This is a genomic window from Flavobacterium algoris (assembly GCF_048158525.1).
GTDB lineage: Bacteria > Bacteroidota > Bacteroidia > Flavobacteriales > Flavobacteriaceae > Flavobacterium > Flavobacterium algoris.
The window spans coordinates 38,767-62,588 of the sequence record NZ_JBLNKT010000017.1 but is presented as its reverse complement, the minus strand read 5'-3'; the positions used below and the strand labels follow the sequence as shown (position 1 = coordinate 62,588).

Genomic DNA, 23,822 nt, shown 5'->3' with positions numbered 1-23,822 from the left:
TAATTCAAATTACAAACAATAGATTTGTTTAAGAGGGATTGTAAATTTGAGAGGGTCAGTTTTTGAAGAATCACTGTAATTTTATAATAAAGTGCTCTAAGTAATAGTATTATTCATTAAAGCACCTTTAATTGGATTTTAAAACCCAGTTTCTATTAGTCAAATTATTTAATAACATCTTTTTTTAACTATATGTTACCTAAAATTATGTTTTATTTATTTTAATTACATGTTGATTTATAGTGTGTTATGTTTTTGTGTTGTGTGAAAATAATAATTTTACAACATTCAAATATTAAAGCACAATAAAAGTACTGGTCTATATGTCTATATTTGCACACAAAAAAATATTTCGATTTCAACTCATTTCTGTGAGTTTGAAACGCGAAGCGGTGCATTAAAGTTAACATTAGCGAATTAAATTTTTTAATAAATGAGTTCAAATATAAAAATAGCAGTAATTGGTCTAGGGTATGTAGGGTTACCATTAGCGCGGTTATTTGCAACAAAATATGCTGTTGTTGGTTTTGATATCAATGCATCCAGAGTTGCGTCATTACAATCGGGTACCGATACTACTTTTGAAGTTTCTGATGCTGTATTGCAAAAAGTACTTCTTCAAGAAAGCAGTGATGCTATAGGTTTATATTGCTCTACGGTTATAGAAGATATTGCAGCTTGTAATTATTATATTGTAACTGTTCCCACTCCGGTGGATAAAAACAATCGTCCAGATTTAACTCCTTTATATAGATCCAGTGAAGCGGTTGGATCCGTTTTAAAAAAGGGAGATATTGTTATTTATGAATCTACGGTATACCCAGGTGTTACTGAAGAGGAATGTGTACCTGTATTAGAAAGAGTTTCGGGATTGCAATTTAACGTTGATTTTTTTGCGGGATATTCTCCTGAACGAATTAATCCCGGCGATAAAGAACATACTGTAGAGAAAATATTAAAAATTACTTCAGGATCTACTCCTGAAATAGGGCAACGTGTGAATGCGTTGTATCAGTCTGTTATAACAGCAGGGACACATTTAGCCCCTTCTATTAAAGTGGCTGAAGCCGCTAAAGTAATAGAAAATTCTCAACGGGACATCAATATTGCTTTTGTGAACGAACTGGCTAAAATATTTAATTTAATGAATATTGATACCCAGGCTGTTTTAGAAGCTGCTAAAACCAAATGGAATTTTCTGCCTTTTAAACCAGGATTAGTTGGAGGACATTGTATCGGTGTTGATCCCTATTATTTAGCACAACGGGCTCAAGAATTTGGATACCATCCTGAAATCATCTTAGCCGGGCGGCGATTGAATGATAGTATGGGTGATTATGTAGCTTCTCAAATTGTAAAGCTGATGATTAAAAAGGGAATTTCGGTTAATGGAGCAACGCTCTTAATGCTTGGAATTACTTTCAAAGAAAACTGTCCTGATGTACGCAATACAAAAATTGTTGATGTCATTGCTGCTCTGTCAGATTATGGAATTACCGTAACGGTATATGATCCTTTAGCCAATCCTATTGAGGTGAAAAAGGAATATGATTTAGTAACCACCAATGTATTACCCAATCAAAAATTTGATGCCGTAGTTTTAGGTGTTGCACACCATCAATTTCTGACTATTGATATTTCAAAATTGCAAAATAACATTAGCTTATTATATGATGTAAAAGGTGTTTTAGGAAATGCAGTTGATGGGAGATTATAAATAGTATAGAATTAAAGAAAGCAGATATAGCAGAGATTTAAAAGTAAAGTATGGAAAAAAAGCATTCAATTACGCATGTCATTCTTACCGGTGGAGTTGGGAGTAGGTTATGGCCTTTATCCAGAAAAAGCCAACCCAAACAATACCTTGATTTGTTTGATGGGAAATCGTTGTTTGAGATGACTGTGGAACGCAACCGTAATGTAGCAGATAGAATCATGGTAGTGGGTAATATTGATAATTGCCATCTCAGCAGGAAAGTGATGGAGAAATCGAATACTCCCTACGTAGACATCATTGAATCAACTCCAAGAAATACTGCTGCTGCAATTGCTTTTGCTGCTTTTGCTTCTGATCCGGATGATATTTTAATTGTAACGCCATCCGACCATATTATTGATGAAATGAAAAATTATGATTTGGCTATTCAAGAAGCTGTTGATAAAGCTTCAAAGGGGTATATTGTCACTTTTGGAATTGTTCCCACGAAGCCAGAAATTGGATATGGATATATTGAACGCAAAGGTGATGATGTGATTTCTTTTAGAGAAAAGCCCAACCAAGTTACGGCGAAAGATTTTATTGCCAAAGGAAATTTTCTTTGGAACAGTGGGATGTTTTGTTTTAAAGCTGGCGTCTTTCTGGAAGAATTAAAATCATTTAAACCTGAGGTATATGAAAAATCTAAAATTGCTTGGGAGAATAATACCAATGGAAATTTAGATTTAGAGTTGTCACTTGAAATCCCCTCTATCAGTATTGATTATGCTGTTATGGAAAGAAGTAAAAAAATAAAGGTTGTACCCTCCACATTCATTTGGTCTGATTTAGGTTCTTTTGAATCCGTTTATGATTATTTAGTTTCTATGGGGCATCCTGTTGATAAAAATGGCAATATGGTGATTGGGACTAATAATTATACCGCTTTTGTAGGATTAAAAAATACCATTTTTGTTTATACTGATACGGCTAATTTAATTTTGCATAAAGATAGTTCCCAAGACGTCAAAAATATATATAATGAGCTAGAAAGAGAAAATCCAGATTTGTTAAATTAAATAAAAATATGGACAAAGCGACTAAAATTTACATAGCGGGACATAATGGTATGGTAGGAAGTGCCATTTGGAGAGCGTTATCTGCGAAAGGGTATTCCAATTTGATTGGGGCCTCCAGTACCGAATTGGATCTAAGGAACCAACAAGCTGTCAAAGATTTTATGGCTAAAGAAAAACCTGAAGTCATTATTGATGCAGCTGCAAAAGTGGGTGGTATATTAGCTAACAATGATTTTCCGTATCAATTTATTATGGAGAATATGCAAATCCAAAATAATTTAGTCGATACTGCCTTACAGACAGGTGTAGAAAAATTTATTTTTCTGGGAAGTTCTTGCATCTATCCCAAATTGGCTCCACAACCGCTAAAAGAAGAATATCTGCTTACGGATACCTTAGAACCCACCAATGAATGGTATGCTATTGCCAAAATTACCGGAGTGAAAGCGTGTCAGGCCATCCGAAAACAATTTGGAAAAGATTATGTGAGTCTGATGCCAACCAATTTATATGGTACCCATGATAATTTTGATTTGAATACTTCACATGTTTTGCCAGCTATGATTCGTAAGTTTCACGAGGCAAAGGAAAATAATAATGCTCCAGTTATGCTTTGGGGTAGTGGTACACCTATGAGAGAATTTCTTTTTGTAGATGACATGGCTCAATCGGTAGTGTTTGCTTTAGAAAATAGACTGCCAGATTATTTGTATAATGTGGGGACAGGAGAAGATTTGACCATCAAGCATTTGGCTGAAACGATTCAAAAGATAACGGGACATCAAGGCGGTATCATTTGGGATGCTACCAAACCTGACGGTACACCAAGAAAATTGATGGATATATCCAAAATGCATGCATTGGGTTGGAAACACCAAGTGCAATTGGAAGAAGGAATCCAGAAAACCTATGACTGGTTTTTGGAAAATATTGAAAACGTAAAAAAAATAAAACTATAAATTGAGTACAGAAGGACTCGATTATTAAACAACAAAGTAAAATAATGGCTGCACAAAAAATAGCATTTATTACCGGAGTAACAGGACAAGATGGGGCTTACCTAAGCGAATTTTTATTAAAAAAAGGTTATATTGTTCATGGATTAAAAAGACGTTCATCGTTATTTAATACGGACAGAATTGACCATTTATACCAAGATCCACATGTGGATCACCGTAATTTTTTCTTGCATTATGGCGATATGACGGATGGGACTAACTTGATTCGTTTAATTCAAGAAATCCAGCCTGACGAAATTTATAATTTGGCAGCGATGAGCCATGTTGCAGTTTCTTTTGAAACACCTGAATATACGGGAAACGCGGATGGATTGGGAACTTTGCGTATACTTGATGCCGTTCGTTTGTTAGGGTTAGAAAAAAAGACCCGTATTTATCAAGCTTCCACTTCTGAATTGTATGGTAAAGTGCAGGAAGTGCCACAGTCAGAAACTACTCCTTTTTACCCCCGTTCTCCTTATGCTGTTGCTAAAATGTATGCCTTTTGGATTACTGTAAATTATAGAGAGGCTTATGGCATGTATGCTTGTAATGGTATTTTATTCAACCATGAATCTCCTATTCGTGGAGAGACTTTTGTAACGCGTAAAATAACCAGAGCGACTTCTAGAATTGCTTTGGGCTTGCAAGATAAATTGTATTTAGGGAATCTTGATGCCAAACGTGACTGGGGTCATGCCAAAGATTATGTACGCATGATGTGGATGATTTTGCAAGCAGATGAAGCGGAAGACTGGGTTATTGCAACTGGAAAAACTACCCCTGTTCGTGATTTTGTACGCATGAGTTTTGCTGAGGTTGGTATTGAATTAGAGTTTAAAGGAGAAGGAGTTGATGAAAAAGGGTATGTTAAAGCATGTGCGAATCCTGAATTTCAAATCGAAATAGGAAAAGAAGTATTAGCGGTTGATCCTAAATATTTCCGACCAACTGAAGTTGATTTATTGATAGGAGATCCTACTAAAGCAAGAACTAAGTTAGGATGGGAATGTAAATATGATTTGCCATCCCTAGTTAAAGACATGATGCAAAGTGATTTGAAATTAATGCAGAAAGACCAGTACTTGAAAGATGGGGGGTATACTACTTTGAATTATTTTGAGTAGATAATTATCTTACTTTAGTATTAAAACAAAAAATAATAAAAGAATTATTTTTGAAATATCATTCTTAAATTTAAAAATAAATTAAATCTGTTCCTTTTCATTAATAATGTAGGGGCATCGTTATTTTACAGTTTTTTAAAATATATTTAATAATTGAAACAGACAATCCATAAAGTTTACAATAAAGTTGGAATTAAAAGTGACCGCACTAAGAAAATCACAAGACATGTTCTTTTGTCGTTTATTTATAAAGGAGGAAGCATGGTGTCTAGTTTTCTAATAGTTCCATTAACCATAAACTATTTAGACCCCGAAAATTATGGAATATGGCTTACGTTGAGTTCTTTCATTGCCTGGTTTTCCTTTTTTGATATTGGTTTGGGCAATGGATTGCGTAACAAATTTACTGTTGCTAAGGCTAAAGGCGATTTAACTCTTGCCAAAGCCTACGTAAGTTCTGCTTATTACACCATTGGTAGTATTTGTTTGTTATTAACACTGGTGTTCTTTGGACTCAATTTTTTTATAGATTGGACACGTGTATTTAATGCTAATCCTGCAGCACAAAAAGAACTGGGAATTCTTATGCCTATAGTATTTGCTTTTTTCTGCTTACAATTGGTGGTAAAACTAATAACTACTATTTATACGGCAGACCAACACCATTCTATGCAGGGGAAAATTAACTTTTTTACATCCGTTGGATCTTTGTTGGTTATTTGGTTGATGACACATACAGGAGAGAGTTCCTTATTGGTTTTTGGTACTATCTTTTCTGCCTTTCCCGTACTACTACTACTGGGATTGAATGTATTTGCATTTTCAAAAACATACAAACAGTATAAACCGAGTCTTTCTCTATGGAAAAAAAAGTATCTAAAAGATATTTTTGGATTGGGATTCCTATTTTTTATAGTTCAAATTTCAGGGATAGTATTATATTCTACTGATAATATGATTATTTCTAATTTATTTTCTCCTGCTGAAGTTGTACCCTTTAATATTTCATATAAATATTTTAGTATTGCTACAATGCTTTTCAATATTATCGCAAACCCTTATTGGTCTAGTATTACTGAAGCCTATATAAAAAATGATTTTGAATGGATTAGAAAATCTATGAAAAACTTTAACAGAATGGCATTTGCTTTTATTTTTTGTGTTTTGATTATGATGTTTCTATCCAATATTTTTTATCATTTTTGGATTGGTTCCAAAGTCTATGTTACAAAATCTTTAACCATTTTAATGGGAATTTTTATAATGTCATCAATATTTGTGACACCATATACCTTTTTCATAAATGGTATCGGAAAAGTAAAAATTCAAGCTTTACAAAGCGTATTTTGTTCTTTAATCAATATTCCGCTATCCATTTATTTTGCTAGTAACTTAAAAATGGGAGCTGCTGGGGTCATTTTTGCAACGATAATTTGTTTTATTCCGAGTATGATTTTAGCTCCAATGCAGTATTATAAGGTTATTAATAATACCGCTAAAGGTATATGGAATAAATAATTCTAATTAATAATTTAAATTTTTTATAAAAAACTTAATGCAATTTTCTAAAACCAATTATCGAGTTTTTTCAATTATTCTATTTGGATTCCTTCTTTTTGGATTAAAAGAATTTGCTGAACTATTATATCATCCATTACAAAGTACTATTGCCTTTATCGGCTTGTTATTCATTTTTGTATCTCCATTTTATTTTAGATATAAGAGAGTTAATCTATTGAAGGGGAAAATAAGAATCGTATTCAATGCTTATTTATGGTGGACTTTTTTAATAATTATTCGTCCTTTTTTTTTAGGTCAAGATTATAGTGAAGATAGTTTGCATCCTTATAAGATCTATGGCTTAACTTCATATTTATTACCATTTATTGTTTTGCTAGGTACAAGCATCATTTCGCTACCAAAATTATTTAATATAATCTTTGTTTTCTCTTTTATAGGCTATATCTTTTTTGTGTTAAACTTTAGTGCAATGCAAGCAGTTGTGTTCAGTGGGGTAACATGGAATACAGATGGAGAAATTGGATTAGCCATGTTAGCTAATCAGTACTACTATTGGTTTAGTATTTCAAGTTTATCATTGTTGTGTTACGAGTTTGTTCCTCGTAAATATAGATGGGTTGCCATTTTCTCTTCGTTATTTATGATGTTTTTAATGACATATTTTGCTAGACGGAGTGGGATTTTTATGTTTGCTTTATATTTTTTAGGGATGTTTTATTTATATCTTGAGCAGTCAAAAAGCAAAAACCGTATTGTAAAGTTTGTATTTATTTTTGCACTCATTTCAATAGTTTTTATACTAGTACAAAATAATTCGAATTCTATTTTTTCAATTTTACTTAATCGAATTAACGAAGATACAAGGTCTGGGGTGGATATGGAATTAATTAAAAATTTAACTGCAGAAAACGCTTGGCTTTTTGGAAAAGGAATCGAAGGCACTTACAAATCGTCCTTCTTCGATGAGCCCAGATATACTCATGAATCCGGGTGGCTTTATTTTATTCTGAAAGGTGGAATAATATATTTAGTATTTTATGTTTACCTTTTGTTGCATGCTGCTTATATTGGTTTTTTCAAAACTAGAAATAGGTTCACTAAAGCTCTTGCTTTGTTTATGTTTTTTCATGTTGTTTTTTTAATCCCTTATGGATTGCCAAGTTTTGGTTTAGAATATTTTTTTGTATGGATTTCATTTGCTATTTGTGAATCATCAAATTGGCGTTTAATAACTAATGAGCAAGTGAAATTTTATTTTACTAAAACTTAACATGTTTAAATAAATTTATTTATGAAAGTACTGTGGTATTCGCACGTTTCAATGAAGCCAGTTGTAAACGGAAAATCCTTTTATCCAGGAGGTAATTGGATTAGTTCACTCAAAGAATTATTCGTTAATGATAAAGACATTGAACTTGCAATAGTATATTGGGGTGATAGCAATCTTGTTTTTAAAGATGATGATGGGATAAAGTATTATCAATTGAATGAAAAAAGAGCAAAGCTTGTAAATGTTTACAATGGTTGGATGCATAAAATTGGCAGTAAAAAACAAGTACAAAAACTTATATCACCAATTAAAGATTTCGCTCCTGACGTTATACATATATTTGGAACAGAAACAATGCTAGGAGAAATTACGAAGCATACTCATGTTCCTGTGGTAATTCATTTACAAGGAATAATAAATCCATATTTAAACGCATGGTTTTTTCCAGGTTTCAAAAAAACTTCTTTATTGAAGAGTTTAAATTTATCGTTATTAGCTAAAGGGCGTGGTCTTTTTCACAAGTACTGTTGCTTTAAAAAAATGGCTCAACGCGAATTAGACATTTTTAAAAATTGTTCAAACTTTATAGGGCGTACAAATTGGGACAAGTCCATTACAAAACTTTATGCTCCTCATGCTAATTATTATCATTGTGACGAAATGATTAGAAATGTTTTTTATAAAGCAAAATGGGAAATGCCTCAAAATGATAAATTAGTCATTGCAACAACTATAAATGCAGATATTTATAAAGGACTAGATTTAATTTTAAAAACCGCTGTTCTTTTAAAACAAAACGCAAATTTCGATTTTGAATGGAATATTTATGGGATTACACCCAATTCGGAATATGCAAAATTGATTAAAAATTTAGTTGGGATTAATTTTTATGATAATAATGTAATATTGAAAGGTGTGACTTTGGGAGAAGAACTGATGCAAGGACTATTACGTTCAAATTTTTTTGTTCACGCTTCTTATATAGACAATAGCCCCAACAGTATTTGCGAAGCTCAATTGATTGGTCTCCCCGTAATTTCAACAAATGTTGGCGGTATATCTTCGCTTATACAAGATGGAATTGATGGTTTTTTGGTACCAAGCAATGAACCACATATGTTGGCTTATAAAATTATTGAATTAACTATTGCCCCAACCAATTTAATGAGAATAAGTTCAAATGCCATTTCAACCGCACATAAAAGACATGATAAAAGCATTATAAAAAATAGTTTATTATCAATATATAAAGAGGTATCCTCAAAAGAGCTACGCTCCAATGTTTAATTAATTTATAAAAAAATTTATGCAAGACAACGAAGGTAGTACAGAGGTAAAAAATAATGTTATTCATACTTCATCAATTAGTATGACAAATCGATATGCCACTAATAAGCAAGAGATAGATCCCTTGATTTCAGTCGTCACTGTAGTATATAATGCTGTAATCACTTTAGAAGAAACGATTCTTAGTGTCATTAATCAAACCTATTCTAATATTGAATACATTATTATAGATGGAGGATCTACTGATGGCACTATTGAGATTATCAAAAAGTATGAACACAAGATTGCATATTGGATAAGTGAACCTGATAATGGGATTTATGATGCGATGAATAAGGGAATTGAAAAGGCAACAGGAGTGTGGCTAAATTTTATGAATGCTGGAGATTGCTTTTATGATTATAGTATAATCACTAAGTTTTTAGAAAACCTTAATCCAGATTCTTACATAGTTTTTGGAGATTCGCAAATGATATTGGAAACAGGAAATTACATAAGAAAAGCAATGCCTCCTTCTAATAAAAACCACATGCCTTTTGTGCATCAATCGGTTTTCTCTAAAACTAATCTTTTAAAAATCAATAGATTTGAAACAATCTACAAAATTTGTGCAGATCATAATTTTTTTTATACAGTCTATAATCTCGGATATAAGTTCCAGTACATACCAGTAATTATATCCAAATGCGACGCTATAAATGGGGTGTCTTCGAGTGAAGCTTTAAGTGATGTTATAAGGAAGAGATACGAAAGAGGTCATATGTATGGATTGCATAAAAAAAAAGGTTGGCAGATTAAGTTTATGATTTCAATTGTTGCTTTTGCCTCTAAAATGGGAATGAAAAAAATATTGCCACAAAGTGTTGTTTCAATAATTAAAAAAAGAAAACAGATGTTTTTAAATAAGGGTAAATTGTAAATGAGTTAAGTTACCTTTTAAGCGACAATAATGTTTAAATCGTAAAACATAAACTCGATGCCTTTTTAATAACTTTTTTATTTACAATAAATAAATGAATAATATAATAAAAAAAACACTCTCTTTTTATAGGAGAGGGATACGTAAAGTATATAGATTATGCGGATTAATCCCATCACCTTTAACACGAAAAGATAAAATTAAAATTGAAAATGAAATTAAAAAAAATACGATAATTGGAATCAATTCGGTACCAAGAAAAGATAAAATCATTGTCTCCCTGACCTCTTTTCCTGAAAGAATGTATGATATTCATTTTACATTACACTCTTTATTAAATCAAAATTTAAAACCGGATAAAATAATTTTATGGTTAGGTGAGGAGGAATTCCCTAACAAAGAAAAAGATATTCCTGAAATGGTGCTAAATATGAAACAAAATGGATTAACCATTAAGTGGTGTGAGGATATAAAATCATACAAAAAATTAATCTATGCATTAAATAATTATCCTCGTGACATCATAGTAACCGCAGATGATGATGTTTATTATCAGAAAAAATGGTTAGAACTGTTATACGAATCCTACAAAAGAGAACCTTTGAACATTCACTGTCATAGAGCAAGTAGAATACAATTTGATGACGCTAAAGATATTCTACCTTATAAGCATTGGCAATCAGAGATTAAAAGTAAATCGGCATCATATCTCAACTTTTTAACCGGCTGTGGGGGAGTGCTATATCCTCCAGGTTGCTTTTATCATGATGTATCTACTAAAGAATATTTCATGAAATTATGTCCTACCGCTGATGATATATGGTTTTGGGCAATGGTAGTATTAAATGAAAGAAAGGTCACAGTCGTTAAGAATAACATCTACGAAAATATTGACGTTAATCCTGAAAGAAGTAGGGGTAAGACAAATGAAAAGTCATTATTTAAAATAAACGTTCATGGAGAAGCTAATGACATACAACTAAAAAATCTACTTATTCATTATCCTAATCTACTTATTATCATTAATAAACGATGAATTCATGCCTAATTGCTTGGTAATATTCCAAATTCTTGTTTCTTAATCACAAATACAATCTAACTTTTGGTGACACTTGTTTTGAACTTTCAATTTATCTAGATCTCTAAAGCAAGTTTAATCTTAAGAAAAACCAAAAAAAATTTAAGCATCAACAAAATAAGAGAAAATATAGTTGTTATATAAACTTTGATACGTTTTCATTATCGGTTATTTTTTTGTAAGATTCTTGCTGTCAATGTTTTTTTACGAATTAAGAGGGCATGAAATTTAGACAATTTATAAAAATCGACAAAGGAGGTCATTTGGATAGCTCGAGCCGGATGCTATCTAGTATAAAAAAAGGTAAAAGATAGATTAAAAATGAAAATTTTAATGACATTGTCAACAATTATTTCGTTTTTCCTAACAACACCTATAAAATCAAGAATGCTTCAAAAGTGGAATAAGGTTGTTATTGGTAATACACACAAATATTATATCAAGAAATATCATAATACTAAATGCAAAAATTAGCCCCCATTGTCCTTTTTACCTATAAACGTCTTGATACCTTAAAGCAAACGGTGGCTGGACTGCAGAAAAATTATTTGGCAACAGATTCCGATTTATATATTTTCTCGGATGCCGCAAAAGGCAAACAAGATGCAGATTCAGTTAATGCCGTTAGAGAATACATTAAGTCTATTAATGGTTTTAAAATGGTTACAATCTATGAATCCCAATTCAATAAGGGGTTGGCTAGTTCGATTATTGAAGGAGTTAGTCAAATATTAAAAATTTATGAATCCGTAATTGTCTTAGAAGATGATTTGGCTAGTACCAGTAACTTTTTAGACTTTATGAATCAAACCCTTACAAATTATAAAGATAACGAAAAAGTGTTTTCTATTTCAGGTTTTTCATTCAATCTACAAATAGAGGAAAAATATGTGTATGATACTTATTTTTTAAACAGAGGATGGTCATGGGGTTGGGCAACTTGGGCTGATAGATGGAATAAAACAGATTGGGAGATAAAAGATTACAATCAGTTTGTTAAAAATAATAAAGCACAAAAAGCATTTGCAAAAGGAGGATCTGATCTAAATGGAATGCTAAAAAAACAAATGAATAATAATCTTGATTCATGGGCAATACGTTGGTTTTATAATCAATTTAAAATAAGAGGGTTAACTGTCTATCCGGTGGAATCTAAAATTCTGAATGAAGGATTTGGTATCAATGCAACTCATACAAAAGGATCTTCACGCAGATATGTACCTATCTTAGATACCGAAAATAAAAGATTATTTGATTTTCCTTCTAAAGTAGAAATAACAGAAACAGCCCAACAAAAATTTCAAATAAAAATGGGGTATTTATCTCGTTTAAAATCTAAAATCGAAACCTATCTCGGATTATGACATTAGTTAAGATTCTAAAAGCATTAAGAAATAAATACCTTGCTAAGATAAAATATCGCAAGTATTCAATAGGATATGGTTTTTATGCAGGAGTACGTGTTCGTCTTTGGGCCAAATCAACATTGGAGATTGGTAAAGATTTTTATATCGGTAGAGATTCTTTCATTGAGACCGATTGTATTATTGGTGATAACGTGATTTTTGGTAATCGAGTTGCAGTTGTAGGGAAATATGATCACCATTATCAACAAATTGGTATACCTATTAGATTAGCTTCTGCTATTCGAGATATCGATTACGCTTGGAAAGGTTTAAATCTTGTTACAAAAATTGGTAATGATGTATGGGTGGGATATGGTTCCACTATAATCCAAGGTGTTCAAATTAATGAGGGAGCTATTATTGCCGCTGGCTCGGTCGTAACAAAAGATGTAGATGCTTTTAGTATTTATGGTGGTAATCCTGCAAGAAAAATTACAAGTCGTTTCGAATCTACAGAAGATTTAGAAAAACATTGTGGAACGTTTTTTGACAAGTAAGTTTGAAATTAAATAAAAAATGAGTGAATTTTTTGAACGGATTTGCTTAAAATTATAGTAGAATCTAATATATTTATCAAGTTAATGACTAAATCAATACCCTCTATTCCATTAATGAACTATTCCATCTACAGTGGTGATTTAGAGGAATGTATTGCTACTGGCAAAACCCTAATCAATACGATCAACCAATATTCTTTTTGTATTGCCGAAAAAGATACTGCATTTAAAAAAGCGTTACAACAATCCGATATTCTATTGCCTGATGGTATGGCTATTGTAGCGGCGATTAAGCTATTAAATAGAACAAAAATAAAAAAAATTGCCGGTGCAGATATTCATCATCATCTTTTAGACAATTTAAACAAAAAAGGAGGAACTTGTTTTTATTTGGGTTCTTCTGAGAATACGCTCCATAAAATTGTAATAAGACTTTCTAAAGAGTTTCCTAATATCAAAGTACAGACCTTTTCGCCCCCTTATAAAACGGCGTTTTCTGTTGCTGAAAACAAGCAAATGATTGAGGCGGTCAATGCGTTTCAACCAGATGTTTTATTCGTTGGTATGACTGCACCCAAACAGGAGAAATGGAGCTTTGAACACAAAGAACAATTGGATGCCAAAATTATTTGTTCCATAGGAGCAGTTTTCGATTTTTATGCAAGAACCGTAGTTCGTCCGCATTCCTTTTGGATAAAACTACGGTTGGAATGGTTTATTCGTTTGGTAAAAGAGCCCAGGCGAATGTGGAAAAGATACCTATATTACGGACCTGTTTTTATCAAGTTGATTTTAGAAAAAAAAATACACTCTACTTTTTTTAAAAGTATTTCCTAATTTGCAAACTGTGAATCAGAACATGCAAAAAAATAAATAAAACCTATCTGTCTTTATATGTCACTTTTACAAGAACTAGCTGCTTACCGTTTTTCGCGTTATTTTAAACTTTGTTTTCTCCTGTGGGATATTGTATTGTTGAATGTAGCGATTATTCTTTCCTTTTTATTTCGGTATGATAGTTTAGTTCGTTTGGATTTGAAAGAAATTCAAACCATTTCCCTGTTATCGAATCTTTTCTGGATTGTTTTATTGCTTCGTAAAGATTCGTATCGCATCATTCGTATCGAACGAATTGAAATGATATTAATGCGAACCATCCGTATGATTGCTATTCATGTAGCATTGATTGTTGCCTTTGTCGTTGTTTTGAAATATAATGAAATTTCCCGTTTACGTTTGTCTTATTTCTATTTGATCTTTTTGATCTTGCTTTTTGTTTCCCGAGTGCTTTTTATGAAAGTGTTGAAGTATATTCGATCTCAAGGATACAATTTTAAAAACGTAATAATAATAGGCGCTAATGATACCGGTGAACACATGCGTAAGATTTTATCTAAAGATCTTACCTACGGTTACAGAGTGTTGGGTTTTTTTGATGACAGAGTGGATCCTTTTACTTTTATTTCTTCCCCAATTTTAGGTGGGTTTGATGCCATTGCAGACTTTATTATTAAAGAAAATGTGGATGAAATGTACGTTGCCTTGCATATCGATAATATAAAAATAATTAATCAGCTGACACAACTCTGTGAACGTTATATGGTGCGGATTAAGTTTATTCCTGATTTTCAGCTATATACTAAATCGCGTAAGGTTGAGATTAGTTTTTATGAAAATACTCCGGTATTAATGTTGCGTAAGGAGCCATTGGAGTTAACCTTCAATCTTCTTTTAAAAAAAGTATTTGATATTTGTTTTTCCTTTCTGGTTATCGTGTTGCTTTTTCCATGGTTGTTTCCCATTCTGATTCTCCTTATCAAGATGGATTCGTCAGGTCCTGTGTTTTTTAAACAAAAGCGCTCCGGAAGAGATAACAGGGCTTTTGTTTGTCTTAAATTTAGAACTATGAAAGTAAATGCTGCTGCGGATAAGAAGCAAGCCACTCTTGGGGATAAACGCGTCACTAAAGTTGGCGCATTGTTGCGCAGATCCAATATGGATGAATTGCCGCAGTTTTTTAATGTGTTTTGGGGAACTATGTCAGTAGTAGGCCCCCGTCCCCATATGCTGAAGCATACGGAACAATATTCAGAATTAATCAATAATTATCTGGTCCGTCATTATGCTAAGCCAGGTATTACAGGCTGGGCGCAAGTCAATGGTTTTCGCGGTGAAACGAAGGAGCTTATTGATATGAAGGATCGAGTGGATCATGATATTTGGTATATCGAAAACTGGAGCTTATTATTGGATTTGAAAATTATTTATCGAACGGTTTTCAATGTGTTTCGTGGAGAGGAGAATGCGTACTAGTTGGGTTGGTTTAATTGGTTAGTTGTTTAACCGTTTTATCGGTTAATCGTTCAATTGAGGAATCTGTCCCTGCTTTTCCATAAATAATACTAAAGAAAATTCAGGAACAAATTTCACGAATTTTATTCCTTAAAAAAAATTAAACACTAATTCGTGAGATTTGTGGAAATTCGTGGCTGAAAAATAATTGTAGTTTGCTTAGCCGACAATCCTATTTTCATTTATTCACGGTTAAAACAAATTCCAAATTCTAAAACTAGCAATTTTCACTGCTCTATTCTTCAAAAGCGGATTGCCTGATTGCTTCTTTTTAAACCTTAATATAACTTTAATGCCTATATTTGCTGCTTTTAAAATTAAAACCCTATGAACTATTTATTTTTAATAAAAAAAACAATCCCTTTGTTTTTTGTACTGTTCCTTTTTTCTTGCGCTTCCCGAAGAGATGTCGTGTATTATCAGGGTATTGATGATGCAACGCCTCAAGAAAAATCAAATTCGTATGAAATTAAAATGCAGCCGGATGATTTGCTGATGATTATTGTGTCTGCTGAAGATCCTGAAATTGCTATGCCATTCAATTTAAAAACGTTTAGCGTTTCAAATGCCAGTAAACTTGATATTGTTCGTGGACAGGAGACGGTTCAGTTGTATTTGGTAGATGCACAGGGTGCGATTGATTTTCCTGTTTTGGGTAAATTGAAAGTGAGTGGATTAACCCGATCCGAAGTCTTGAAAATGCTGCAAGATAAAATTGCAGTTTATATTAAGAGTCCTATTGTTAATCTTCGTGTCATGAATTTTAAAATTTCGGTGCAGGGGGAAGTTAATTTACCAGGAAGTTATCCAGTTGCTTCGGAACGAATTACTTTGATTGAAGCTTTAACAATGGCAAAGGATTTGACGATTTATGGCAAAAGAAATAATATTTTGATCATAAGAGAAATTGATGGGGTCAAATCGTATAATAGAGTGGATATTACCAAATCGGATTTTATTAATTCCCCCTTTTATTACTTAGCCCAAAACGATGTGGTTTATGTAGAACCCAATAAGAATAAAATAAATGGAGCTGCGATTGGTCCTAATACAGGAGTGATTATTTCTATTTCTTCTTTATTGATTACTTTGATTACATTGATTATTACTACTACAAAATAAATTATTGCATGGAAAATAATAGGTTTGACGACGATCAGGAAAATGATTTTCAATTAAAGGAAGTTTTAGATAAGTATATTGTACATTGGCAATGGTTCCTGATTTGTGCTTGTATTAGTTTATTTTTAGCTTTTTTGTATTTGCGCTATACTATACCTCAATATCAGGCTACGACTACCATTTTAGTAAAAGATGATAAAAAAGGCGGGATGCTTTCTGAATTGTCAGCTTTTGCTGATTTGGGTATGGGCGGAGGCCTAAAAAGCAATGTAGATAATGAAGTTGAAATTTTAAAATCCAGAACTTTAGTCGAGAGTACCGTAAAAAAGTTAAATCTTAATATTGCTCTAATCGTTAGAGGTAAGGTCGTTGATAGAGAAATTTATCAAAAAGCCCCAATTGAAGTCTATTTTGTTGATAAAACAGACCCATTTTACGAACATAATATAGATTTAAAGTTTACAGGCTTAACGTCCAATACGTTTGGATTGGAAAACGAATTAGTAAAAGATACCTCGAAGATAATCTTAAATGATAAAAAAGTATTTCGATATGGGGAATTAATACCTACGAAATACGGACGGCTTATGATAAATAAGTCAAAGTTTGTTGTGAATGCCCAAGACAAGAAGAAATCAATCAGTATTGTTGTCAGTCCTCTGGAGGATGCAGTAGAAGGTTTTAGAAAAGAATTAAAAGTGGAGTCTATCAGTAAAACGAGTAGTGTTGTCACCATTTCTATTACTGATGCTGTGGTCAAAAAAGCAGAGGCTTTCCTAGACAATATGATTCAGATTTACAATGAAGATGCAGCGGAGGATAAAAATTTTATTTCAGAAAATACCTCTAAGTTTATAGCGAACCGGTTGACGTTGATTACCCAAGAGCTGGACGGCGTGGAGCAGGATGTTGAAAGTTTTAAAAAGTCTAATAAACTGACTGATATCGAATCAGAAGCCAAGCTTTTTATAGAAGGTTCTAATGAGTATGAAAAAAAAGGCGTGGAGACTGAAATACAGTTGAACGTAGTTTCTTCCATGTTGGATTTTATGAAAAAAAGTACCAATGCTGATTTGCTTCCGAGCAATATTATTGCAGGGCAGGGCGATACTTCCGGATTGATCAGTTCTTATAATCAGTTGGTTTTGGATCGAAACCGTATTTTGAAATCAGCCACCACTGCTAACCCTTCGGTGGTTAAAATCGATCAGCAAATTTCCTCGTTAAAAACTACTGTTGCTGCCAGTTTATTGCGATTGCAATCCAGTTTGTCTATTCAAAAAAGAGATTTGAGCAGAAACGAAGGGATGCTGAATACCAAAATTGGGAAAATACCCGTTCAAGAACGTCAGTTTAGAGTCATTGCCAGACAACAAAAAGTTAAGGAAGAATTGTATCTGTATTTATTGCAAAAAAGAGAAGAAACCGCCATCTCTTTATCTGCCACAGAACCGAATGCCAGAGTTATTGATGCTGCAAAAGCGGAAAAAAAACCCATTTCTCCGAAAAAAAGCATCATTTATTTAGCAGGTTTGTTGCTAGGATTGTTGGTTCCTTTTGGGATTATTTATACGGACGATTTATTAGATACTAAAATTAAAAGCCGATTGGATTTAGAGGGTAAAACACTGATTCCTTTTATAGGAGATGTGCCTACCTCGGATAGTCCTTCTGAAATTATAAAATCAGAAAGCCGTACCAGTTCAGCAGAAGCTTTGCGAATTATTCGAACGAATCTGGAATTTATGTTGAGTAAGGTTCCTGATGGTTTAGCTAAAACTATATTTTTGACTTCTACTTTTCCTAAAGAAGGTAAAACGTTTGTTTCGGCTAATCTTGCCGCCACTTTTGCCTTATCCGGTAAAAAAGTGTTGCTGATAGGAATGGATATCAGAAATCCAAGGCTGGATGAATATCTAACTTTGCCTGACCGAGGATTTACGAATTACTTATCTTCCAAAGATTTGATTCTGGAGGATTTGATTGTAAAATATGATGGTTATGAAGATTTTCATGTGCTCCCTGCAGGTGTAATTCCTCCAAATCCTGCCGAATTGTTAATGAGTAAAAAGGTAGATGAGGTTTTTAAAACCTTAAAAACCCAGTACGATTACATCATAGTAGATACCGCTCCAGTAAGTTTAGTGACCGATACTTTATTGATTGCTAAAAATGCAGATTGTTTTATTTACGTAGCTCGCGCTAACTTTTTAGAAAAACGTATGCTTGCCATTGCTAACACCCTATTTAAAGAAAAAAAATTGCCTAATATGTGCCTACTTCTTAATGACACTGACTCAACTAAAGGCTATGGCTATGGGTACGGTTATGGTGTAAAAGTTAAAAAAGAACCTTGGTATAAAAAAATAATTAAGTTTTAAGTTTACCATTCTCTATTAAAAAAGTTTACAAAGTATTTTATTTTGTAAACTTTTTTTATTTTGACTTCAAGTTTTTTTAATTTTTTTTGAAGATCAATGCTTGAGCATCAACTTGGAAAAAAATATTGTTCTTACAGCGGGTTAGTGAGAATATATAAAGAAGTTTCCTGCTTTTTTTGTTTTCTATTTCCTGTCAAAAACATAGATTATCCTATATTTTTACTATAGCTTTGCAAATAAATTAAAAGAGTATGCTTCTTATGTGGCTTACTATTGCGAAGCTGTGCGGAGTTTTTAATAATTAGGGTAGCTATTGACTTAATAATTTAAAATAACGGTTAGTAGGTGACAAATTTGGTAAAAAGTAAAAATTTAGATTGAATATGAAAAAAATAATTACGGCTATTGTATTGTTTGTTGCTCTTTTTCAAACATCGACTCTTATGGCGCAAGATTTGCTTAAAAGTACAGACTTAAGCACCCTTAAAGTGGATTATTTATCGGATGCCGATATTGTAAAAATAAAAACACAGTTGCAATCGAATAATGTAACTATTGAACAAGCCGAGCCTATGGCTTTGGCCAAAGGGATGTCAGCAAGTGAATTTGCAAAACTGAAAGAGCGTTTGGCTATGCCGGCAACAAAAAATGAAGCAGTAAAAAAGGAAACTGACAAAACTGATGAAGATGATAGTAGAAAAACAGATACTTTTGGAAGAAAACAGGAAAAGATAGTCAACACTAAAGTTAAGGATTCGATTAATGCGCTTGTTTTCGGTTCAGAACTGTTTGATAACCCCACCTTGAATTTTGAACCTAATTTGAAATTGGCTACCCCGGTGAATTATGTATTGGGGCCTGGTGATGAATTGCAAATTAGTGTTTATGGAGTGCAGGAATTTAATGCCAGTGTGCCCGTATCCATAGAAGGAAAAGTGACGATTCAATATGTAGGGCAGATTCCGGTTTCGGGGATGACTATCGAAGCAGCAACCCAGAAAATAAGAGGAGCTATAGCCAGAGTGTACAGCACTGTTGCCTCCGGGCAATCGCAAGTAGGAGTTAGTTTGAGTCGTATCCGAACCATTCGCGTTACTATAATTGGAAGTAAACAACCTGGAAACTACTCTATATCTTCATTGGCTACTGTTTATAATGCTTTGTTTTTAGGTGGAGGCCCCGGAAAGAATGGGAGTTATAGAAACATCGAGTTGTTAAGGGGGAATAAAGTCTATCGCACTATTGATATCTATCATTTTTTGGTCAATGGCGATCAATCGGATAATGTGGGGTTGAAAGACAATGACGTCATCAGAATTCCAGCCTATATGCAACGTGTAAGTGTGGAAGGTCAGGTAAAACGTCCCGGGATATTTGAAATGAAAAAAGGAGAAACTTTTACTGATTTATTGTCTTTTGCCTCAGGATTTAATGAGTTTGCTTACACTGCATCCGTAAATGTATTGCAGAAAACAAATAAAGAGTTTAAAGTTCGCGATGTCAAATTCGAGGAATTTAATACCTATACCCCATTGTCAGGTGATGTTTTCAGTGTAACTAAAATTTTAAACCGTTTTGAAAATCGTGTCAAAATTGACGGTGCTGTGTTCAGACCTGATACCTATTCTTTTTACGAAGGAATGCGTATTTCTGATTTGATTGTCAAGGCTGACGGTCTTAAAGAAGATGCGTACGCCACCAGAGCAAAGATAATTCGTTTAAAACCGGATTTGACAACACAGATTGTCAACGTCAATTTGATTAAAGCATTAGATGGCGATTTAGAAGCAGATATTTCATTGCAGAAAGAAGATGTCGTAACGGTGTATTCTATTTTGGATTTTGTTGAGGAATATAAAATTACAATAGACGGTGAGATAAAAAAACCGGGAATATATAATTATTATGAAAATCTAACTTTGAACGATTTATTAGTTCAAGCTGGCGGATTAATCGGTTCTGCATCCAAAAGAGTTGAAATAGCCCGAATGATTCAGTCTGAGGAAATTGATGATGCCAATCCTAATAAAGCACAAATATTTAATATAGAAATTACAGCCACTAATAATGAGCAGGCCAGAAATTTTGAATTGATGCCTTTTGATGTAATTAATATCCGCAGGATGGCCGTTTATGATAAGCCAGAAACTGTAACTATAAGTGGTGCTGTTAATTACGCCGGTAAATATGTTCTGGCAAACAAGAAAGATAAAGTCTATGATATTGTTGAAAGAGCGGGTGGTTTAACCTCATTAGCTAATGTTGAGGGTGTTAAAATCAAACGACCAATTCAAGCCAAACAAATTGAAGCGGTAGAAAGTGTCGATTTGAATTTGGGTAAAAAGGACAGTATTCAAAAAAAATTGACCAAAAAATTAAAAGAAGATTTAAAATTTGCGACCATACCTGTAGATTGGAAATCTATTGTCAAAAACCCGAAAAGCAATACCAATGTTACCTTATTTCCTGGAGATGAAATAGAAGTGGCGATTTTCAATGAAGGTGTAAAAGTTACCGGTAATGTACTGTTGACTTCTGAGATTCCCTATGATAGAGGTAAAGGGTTTGGCTATTACCTGAATGCAGTGGGTGGAGTGGATAATAAAGGCTGGAAAAAGAAAGCCTATATCATTTATCCTAATGGTAAGGCGGCAGTAACAAGTTCATTTTTATTCTTTAGAAATTATCCGAGAGTAACTCCGGGTTCTCAAATTATAGTTCCTGAAAAACCAGAAGTAAAAAAGATGAGTACGGGTGAATTTGTAAGTATAGCAGGGGTATTGGCGAGTTTAGCGGGGGTTATTATTGCGATTTTGAGGTAGTGATCAGTTTTCAGTTTGCAGGTTAAAGTGGTCCGTGTACCGTATTCGGGGGTACCCTTCCTTCGACTTGGTCAGAATGACATTAGAGACGAATGAAAATAAATATGAGGCTTTTGTCGGCATCATTTAAAAGATACATTTCAATACAGTTAAATAAAATACAAGCGTAAAATCTTGATACAATGAATAAAGAAATACCTAATGACGAAATCTCGTTAAAAGAACTGATTATCAAGAGTAAGGAATGGTTCTCCTATTTAGTTTCGCAATGGAAAATTATACTATTGGCAGGGATTGTTGGAGCCGGTTTAGGTTTGGCCTATTCCTTTAGCAAGAAACCTATTTACACCGCTACTTTATCGTTTGCACTGGAAGATGAAAAGTCTGGTGGTGGACTAGGAGGAGCGCTTGGTTTGGCAAGTTCATTTGGTATAGATCTTGGTGGTGGTGGTGGTAGTATTTTTACCGGTTCTAATTTGACGGAGTTGTTCAAGTCACGAAGTATGGTCGAACAAACTTTGTTGAGTCCTGTTGGTTCCTACGACACAGGTATTTCTTTGGCTGAAATGTATATCCAAAATAAAGGATGGAGAGATAAATGGAGCGATAATCCTCAATTCAAAGACATTCAGTTTTTACCCAATGTGAAACGCAAATACCTTAGCAGAGTGCATGACAGTATTTTGGGTGTGATTTATGAGGATTTATCAAAAAATGGATTGTCCGTTGGACAAAAAGACAAAAAAATAGCGATTATAACTATTGATGTTTCTTCTACGAATGAATTGTTTTCCAAATATTTTACGGAAGCTTTAGTTAAAGAGGTGTCGGATTTTTATATCACTTCTAAAAGCAAAAAGGCACGAATGAATATGGATATCTTAGAACGACAAACCGATTCGATTCGGAGGGAACTTAATGGAGCCATTACTGGAGTGGCTGTTGCCAATGACAATACCTTTATGTTAAACCCTGCACTCAATGTGCGCCGCGCTCCCTCTGCCAGAAGACAGGTGGATGTACAAGCGAATACTGCTATATTAACTGAATTAGTTAAACAAACAGAGTTGGCTAAAGTTACCTTGCGTAAAGAAACACCTTTGATTCAAGTAATTGACAGACCTATTTTACCTTTAGCTAAAGAGCGTTTTGGTAAAGTCAAAGGGATTATTTTGGGTGGTTTTTTAGTGGGATTTTTGGTTTTATTGTTGTTGTCAATTAGAAAAATAATTAAAGAATTTTGATATGAAAATATTAATTACTGGAGGGGCTGGTTTTATAGGTTCCAATTTATGTGAGTATTTCTTGAACGTAGGATATTCCGTAATTTGTTTAGATAATTTTGCGACAGGTCATAGGCATAATTTGGACAATTTTATTAATAATTTTAATTTTAAATTAATAGAAGGCGATATACGTAATTTAACTGATTGTCAGAACGCTGTTGATGGAGTTGATTATGTTTTGCATCAAGCAGCATTAGGTTCTGTTCCTCGTTCTATTAATGATCCTATAACAACTAATGACGTAAATGTTTCGGGATTTTTAAATATGCTTACCGCTTCACGTGATGCAAAAGTAAAACGATTTGTATATGCTGCAAGTTCTTCGACCTATGGAGATTCTGTTGGATTGCCGAAGGTGGAAGAAGTAATAGGAAAACCACTTTCGCCTTATGCCATAACTAAGTATGTCAATGAATTATATGCCGAAATTTTCAGCAAAACATATGGTTTAGAAACGATAGGCCTTCGTTATTTTAATGTATTTGGAAGAAAACAAGATCCTCATGGAGCTTATGCCGCAGTGATTCCCAAGCTTGTCATACAATTTATGAATTACGAAAATCCTGTTATTAATGGTGACGGTAATTATTCAAGAGACTTTACTTATATTGACAATGTGATTCAGATGAATGAACTGGCTATGACCACTCAAAATCCGGAAGCGATAAATACTGTTTACAATACCGCTTTTGGAGACAGAACCACTTTAACACAATTAGTCCGTTTATTGAAAGAAAACTTGTCGGCTTTTGATGCTAAAATCAGGGATATTGAGGTTATACATGGGCCTAACAGAGCAGGGGATATACCTCATTCTTTGGCTAGTATTGATAAAGCTAAACTTTTATTAGGATATAAGCCTCAATATTCAATTCAAGAGGGTCTTAAAGAGGCCGTCACTTGGTATTATAATAATTTAAAATAATAGTATAAACTACCTAATGGTATAATTAGCTCGCTTTTGACTAATTATTGAGTATA

General features: G+C 33.2%; 17 protein-coding genes and 1 pseudogene. All 18 read left to right on the top strand.

Annotation, left to right across the window (positions count from 1 at the left end; translation table 11 throughout):
• The first annotated feature begins 433 nt into the window (after window positions 1-433).
• The 18 genes and pseudogenes from ACM55I_RS10330 (at window position 434) to ACM55I_RS10245 (ending at window position 23,766) form a co-directional block, all read left to right on the top strand.
• A complete protein-coding gene (locus tag ACM55I_RS10330) occupies window positions 434-1,717 on the top strand; it encodes a nucleotide sugar dehydrogenase (RefSeq protein WP_416846694.1) in 1,284 nt (427 codons plus the stop codon).
• Between the two features lie 50 nt (window positions 1,718-1,767).
• The gene (locus tag ACM55I_RS10325; RefSeq protein ID WP_416846693.1) at window positions 1,768-2,775 is read left to right on the top strand and encodes a mannose-1-phosphate guanylyltransferase; all 1,008 of its coding nucleotides are present in this window, start codon (window positions 1,768-1,770) and stop codon (window positions 2,773-2,775) included.
• 8 nt (window positions 2,776-2,783) lie between these two features.
• Entirely contained in the window at window positions 2,784-3,734 is a 951-nt protein-coding gene (locus tag ACM55I_RS10320; protein WP_416846692.1) for a GDP-L-fucose synthase family protein, read from the top strand.
• A 44-nt stretch (window positions 3,735-3,778) separates the two neighbouring features.
• Window positions 3,779-4,900: a GDP-mannose 4,6-dehydratase gene (gene gmd / locus ACM55I_RS10315; RefSeq protein ID WP_416846690.1), complete on the top strand. Its 1,122-nt coding sequence runs from the start codon at window positions 3,779-3,781 to the stop codon at window positions 4,898-4,900.
• 153 nt (window positions 4,901-5,053) lie between these two features.
• The gene (locus ACM55I_RS10310) at window positions 5,054-6,418 is read left to right on the top strand and encodes a lipopolysaccharide biosynthesis protein (protein ID WP_416846689.1); all 1,365 of its coding nucleotides are present in this window, start codon (window positions 5,054-5,056) and stop codon (window positions 6,416-6,418) included.
• 37 nt (window positions 6,419-6,455) lie between these two features.
• Entirely contained in the window at window positions 6,456-7,691 is a 1,236-nt protein-coding gene (locus tag ACM55I_RS10305; protein ID WP_416846688.1) for a hypothetical protein, read from the top strand.
• 21 nt (window positions 7,692-7,712) lie between these two features.
• Window positions 7,713-8,978 (top strand): glycosyltransferase, encoded by a 1,266-nt coding sequence (locus ACM55I_RS10300; protein WP_416846687.1) that lies wholly within the window; start codon window positions 7,713-7,715, stop codon window positions 8,976-8,978.
• A 19-nt stretch (window positions 8,979-8,997) separates the two neighbouring features.
• Window positions 8,998-9,897, top strand: a complete 900-nt coding sequence (locus ACM55I_RS10295; protein ID WP_416846685.1) for a glycosyltransferase family 2 protein — start codon at window positions 8,998-9,000, stop codon at window positions 9,895-9,897.
• 94 nt (window positions 9,898-9,991) lie between these two features.
• Window positions 9,992-10,933: a hypothetical protein gene (locus ACM55I_RS10290; RefSeq protein ID WP_416846684.1), complete on the top strand. Its 942-nt coding sequence runs from the start codon at window positions 9,992-9,994 to the stop codon at window positions 10,931-10,933.
• A 503-nt stretch (window positions 10,934-11,436) separates the two neighbouring features.
• The gene (locus tag ACM55I_RS10285) at window positions 11,437-12,339 is read left to right on the top strand and encodes a glycosyltransferase family protein (protein ID WP_416846683.1); all 903 of its coding nucleotides are present in this window, start codon (window positions 11,437-11,439) and stop codon (window positions 12,337-12,339) included.
• Between the two features lie 323 nt (window positions 12,340-12,662).
• Window positions 12,663-12,827, top strand: a pseudogene (locus ACM55I_RS10280) (DapH/DapD/GlmU-related protein); the annotation flags it as partial.
• A 135-nt stretch (window positions 12,828-12,962) separates the two neighbouring features.
• Entirely contained in the window at window positions 12,963-13,715 is a 753-nt protein-coding gene (locus ACM55I_RS10275; protein ID WP_416846682.1) for a WecB/TagA/CpsF family glycosyltransferase, read from the top strand.
• A 57-nt stretch (window positions 13,716-13,772) separates the two neighbouring features.
• Window positions 13,773-15,191 carry an undecaprenyl-phosphate glucose phosphotransferase gene (locus tag ACM55I_RS10270; RefSeq protein WP_416846680.1) on the top strand — a complete coding sequence of 473 codons (1,419 nt, stop codon included), beginning with the start codon at window positions 13,773-13,775 and terminating at the stop codon, window positions 15,189-15,191.
• 366 nt (window positions 15,192-15,557) lie between these two features.
• Window positions 15,558-16,352 (top strand): polysaccharide biosynthesis/export family protein, encoded by a 795-nt coding sequence (locus tag ACM55I_RS10265; RefSeq protein WP_416846679.1) that lies wholly within the window; start codon window positions 15,558-15,560, stop codon window positions 16,350-16,352.
• 8 nt (window positions 16,353-16,360) lie between these two features.
• Window positions 16,361-18,733 carry a GumC family protein gene (locus ACM55I_RS10260; protein ID WP_416846678.1) on the top strand — a complete coding sequence of 791 codons (2,373 nt, stop codon included), beginning with the start codon at window positions 16,361-16,363 and terminating at the stop codon, window positions 18,731-18,733.
• A 383-nt stretch (window positions 18,734-19,116) separates the two neighbouring features.
• Window positions 19,117-21,555 carry an SLBB domain-containing protein gene (locus tag ACM55I_RS10255; protein ID WP_416846677.1) on the top strand — a complete coding sequence of 813 codons (2,439 nt, stop codon included), beginning with the start codon at window positions 19,117-19,119 and terminating at the stop codon, window positions 21,553-21,555.
• A gap of 182 nt (window positions 21,556-21,737) precedes the next feature.
• Window positions 21,738-22,799: a Wzz/FepE/Etk N-terminal domain-containing protein gene (locus ACM55I_RS10250; RefSeq protein WP_416846676.1), complete on the top strand. Its 1,062-nt coding sequence runs from the start codon at window positions 21,738-21,740 to the stop codon at window positions 22,797-22,799.
• Window position 22,800: 1 nt separating this feature from the next.
• The gene (locus ACM55I_RS10245) at window positions 22,801-23,766 is read left to right on the top strand and encodes an SDR family oxidoreductase (protein WP_416846675.1); all 966 of its coding nucleotides are present in this window, start codon (window positions 22,801-22,803) and stop codon (window positions 23,764-23,766) included.
• The last annotated feature ends 56 nt before the right edge of the window (window positions 23,767-23,822 follow it).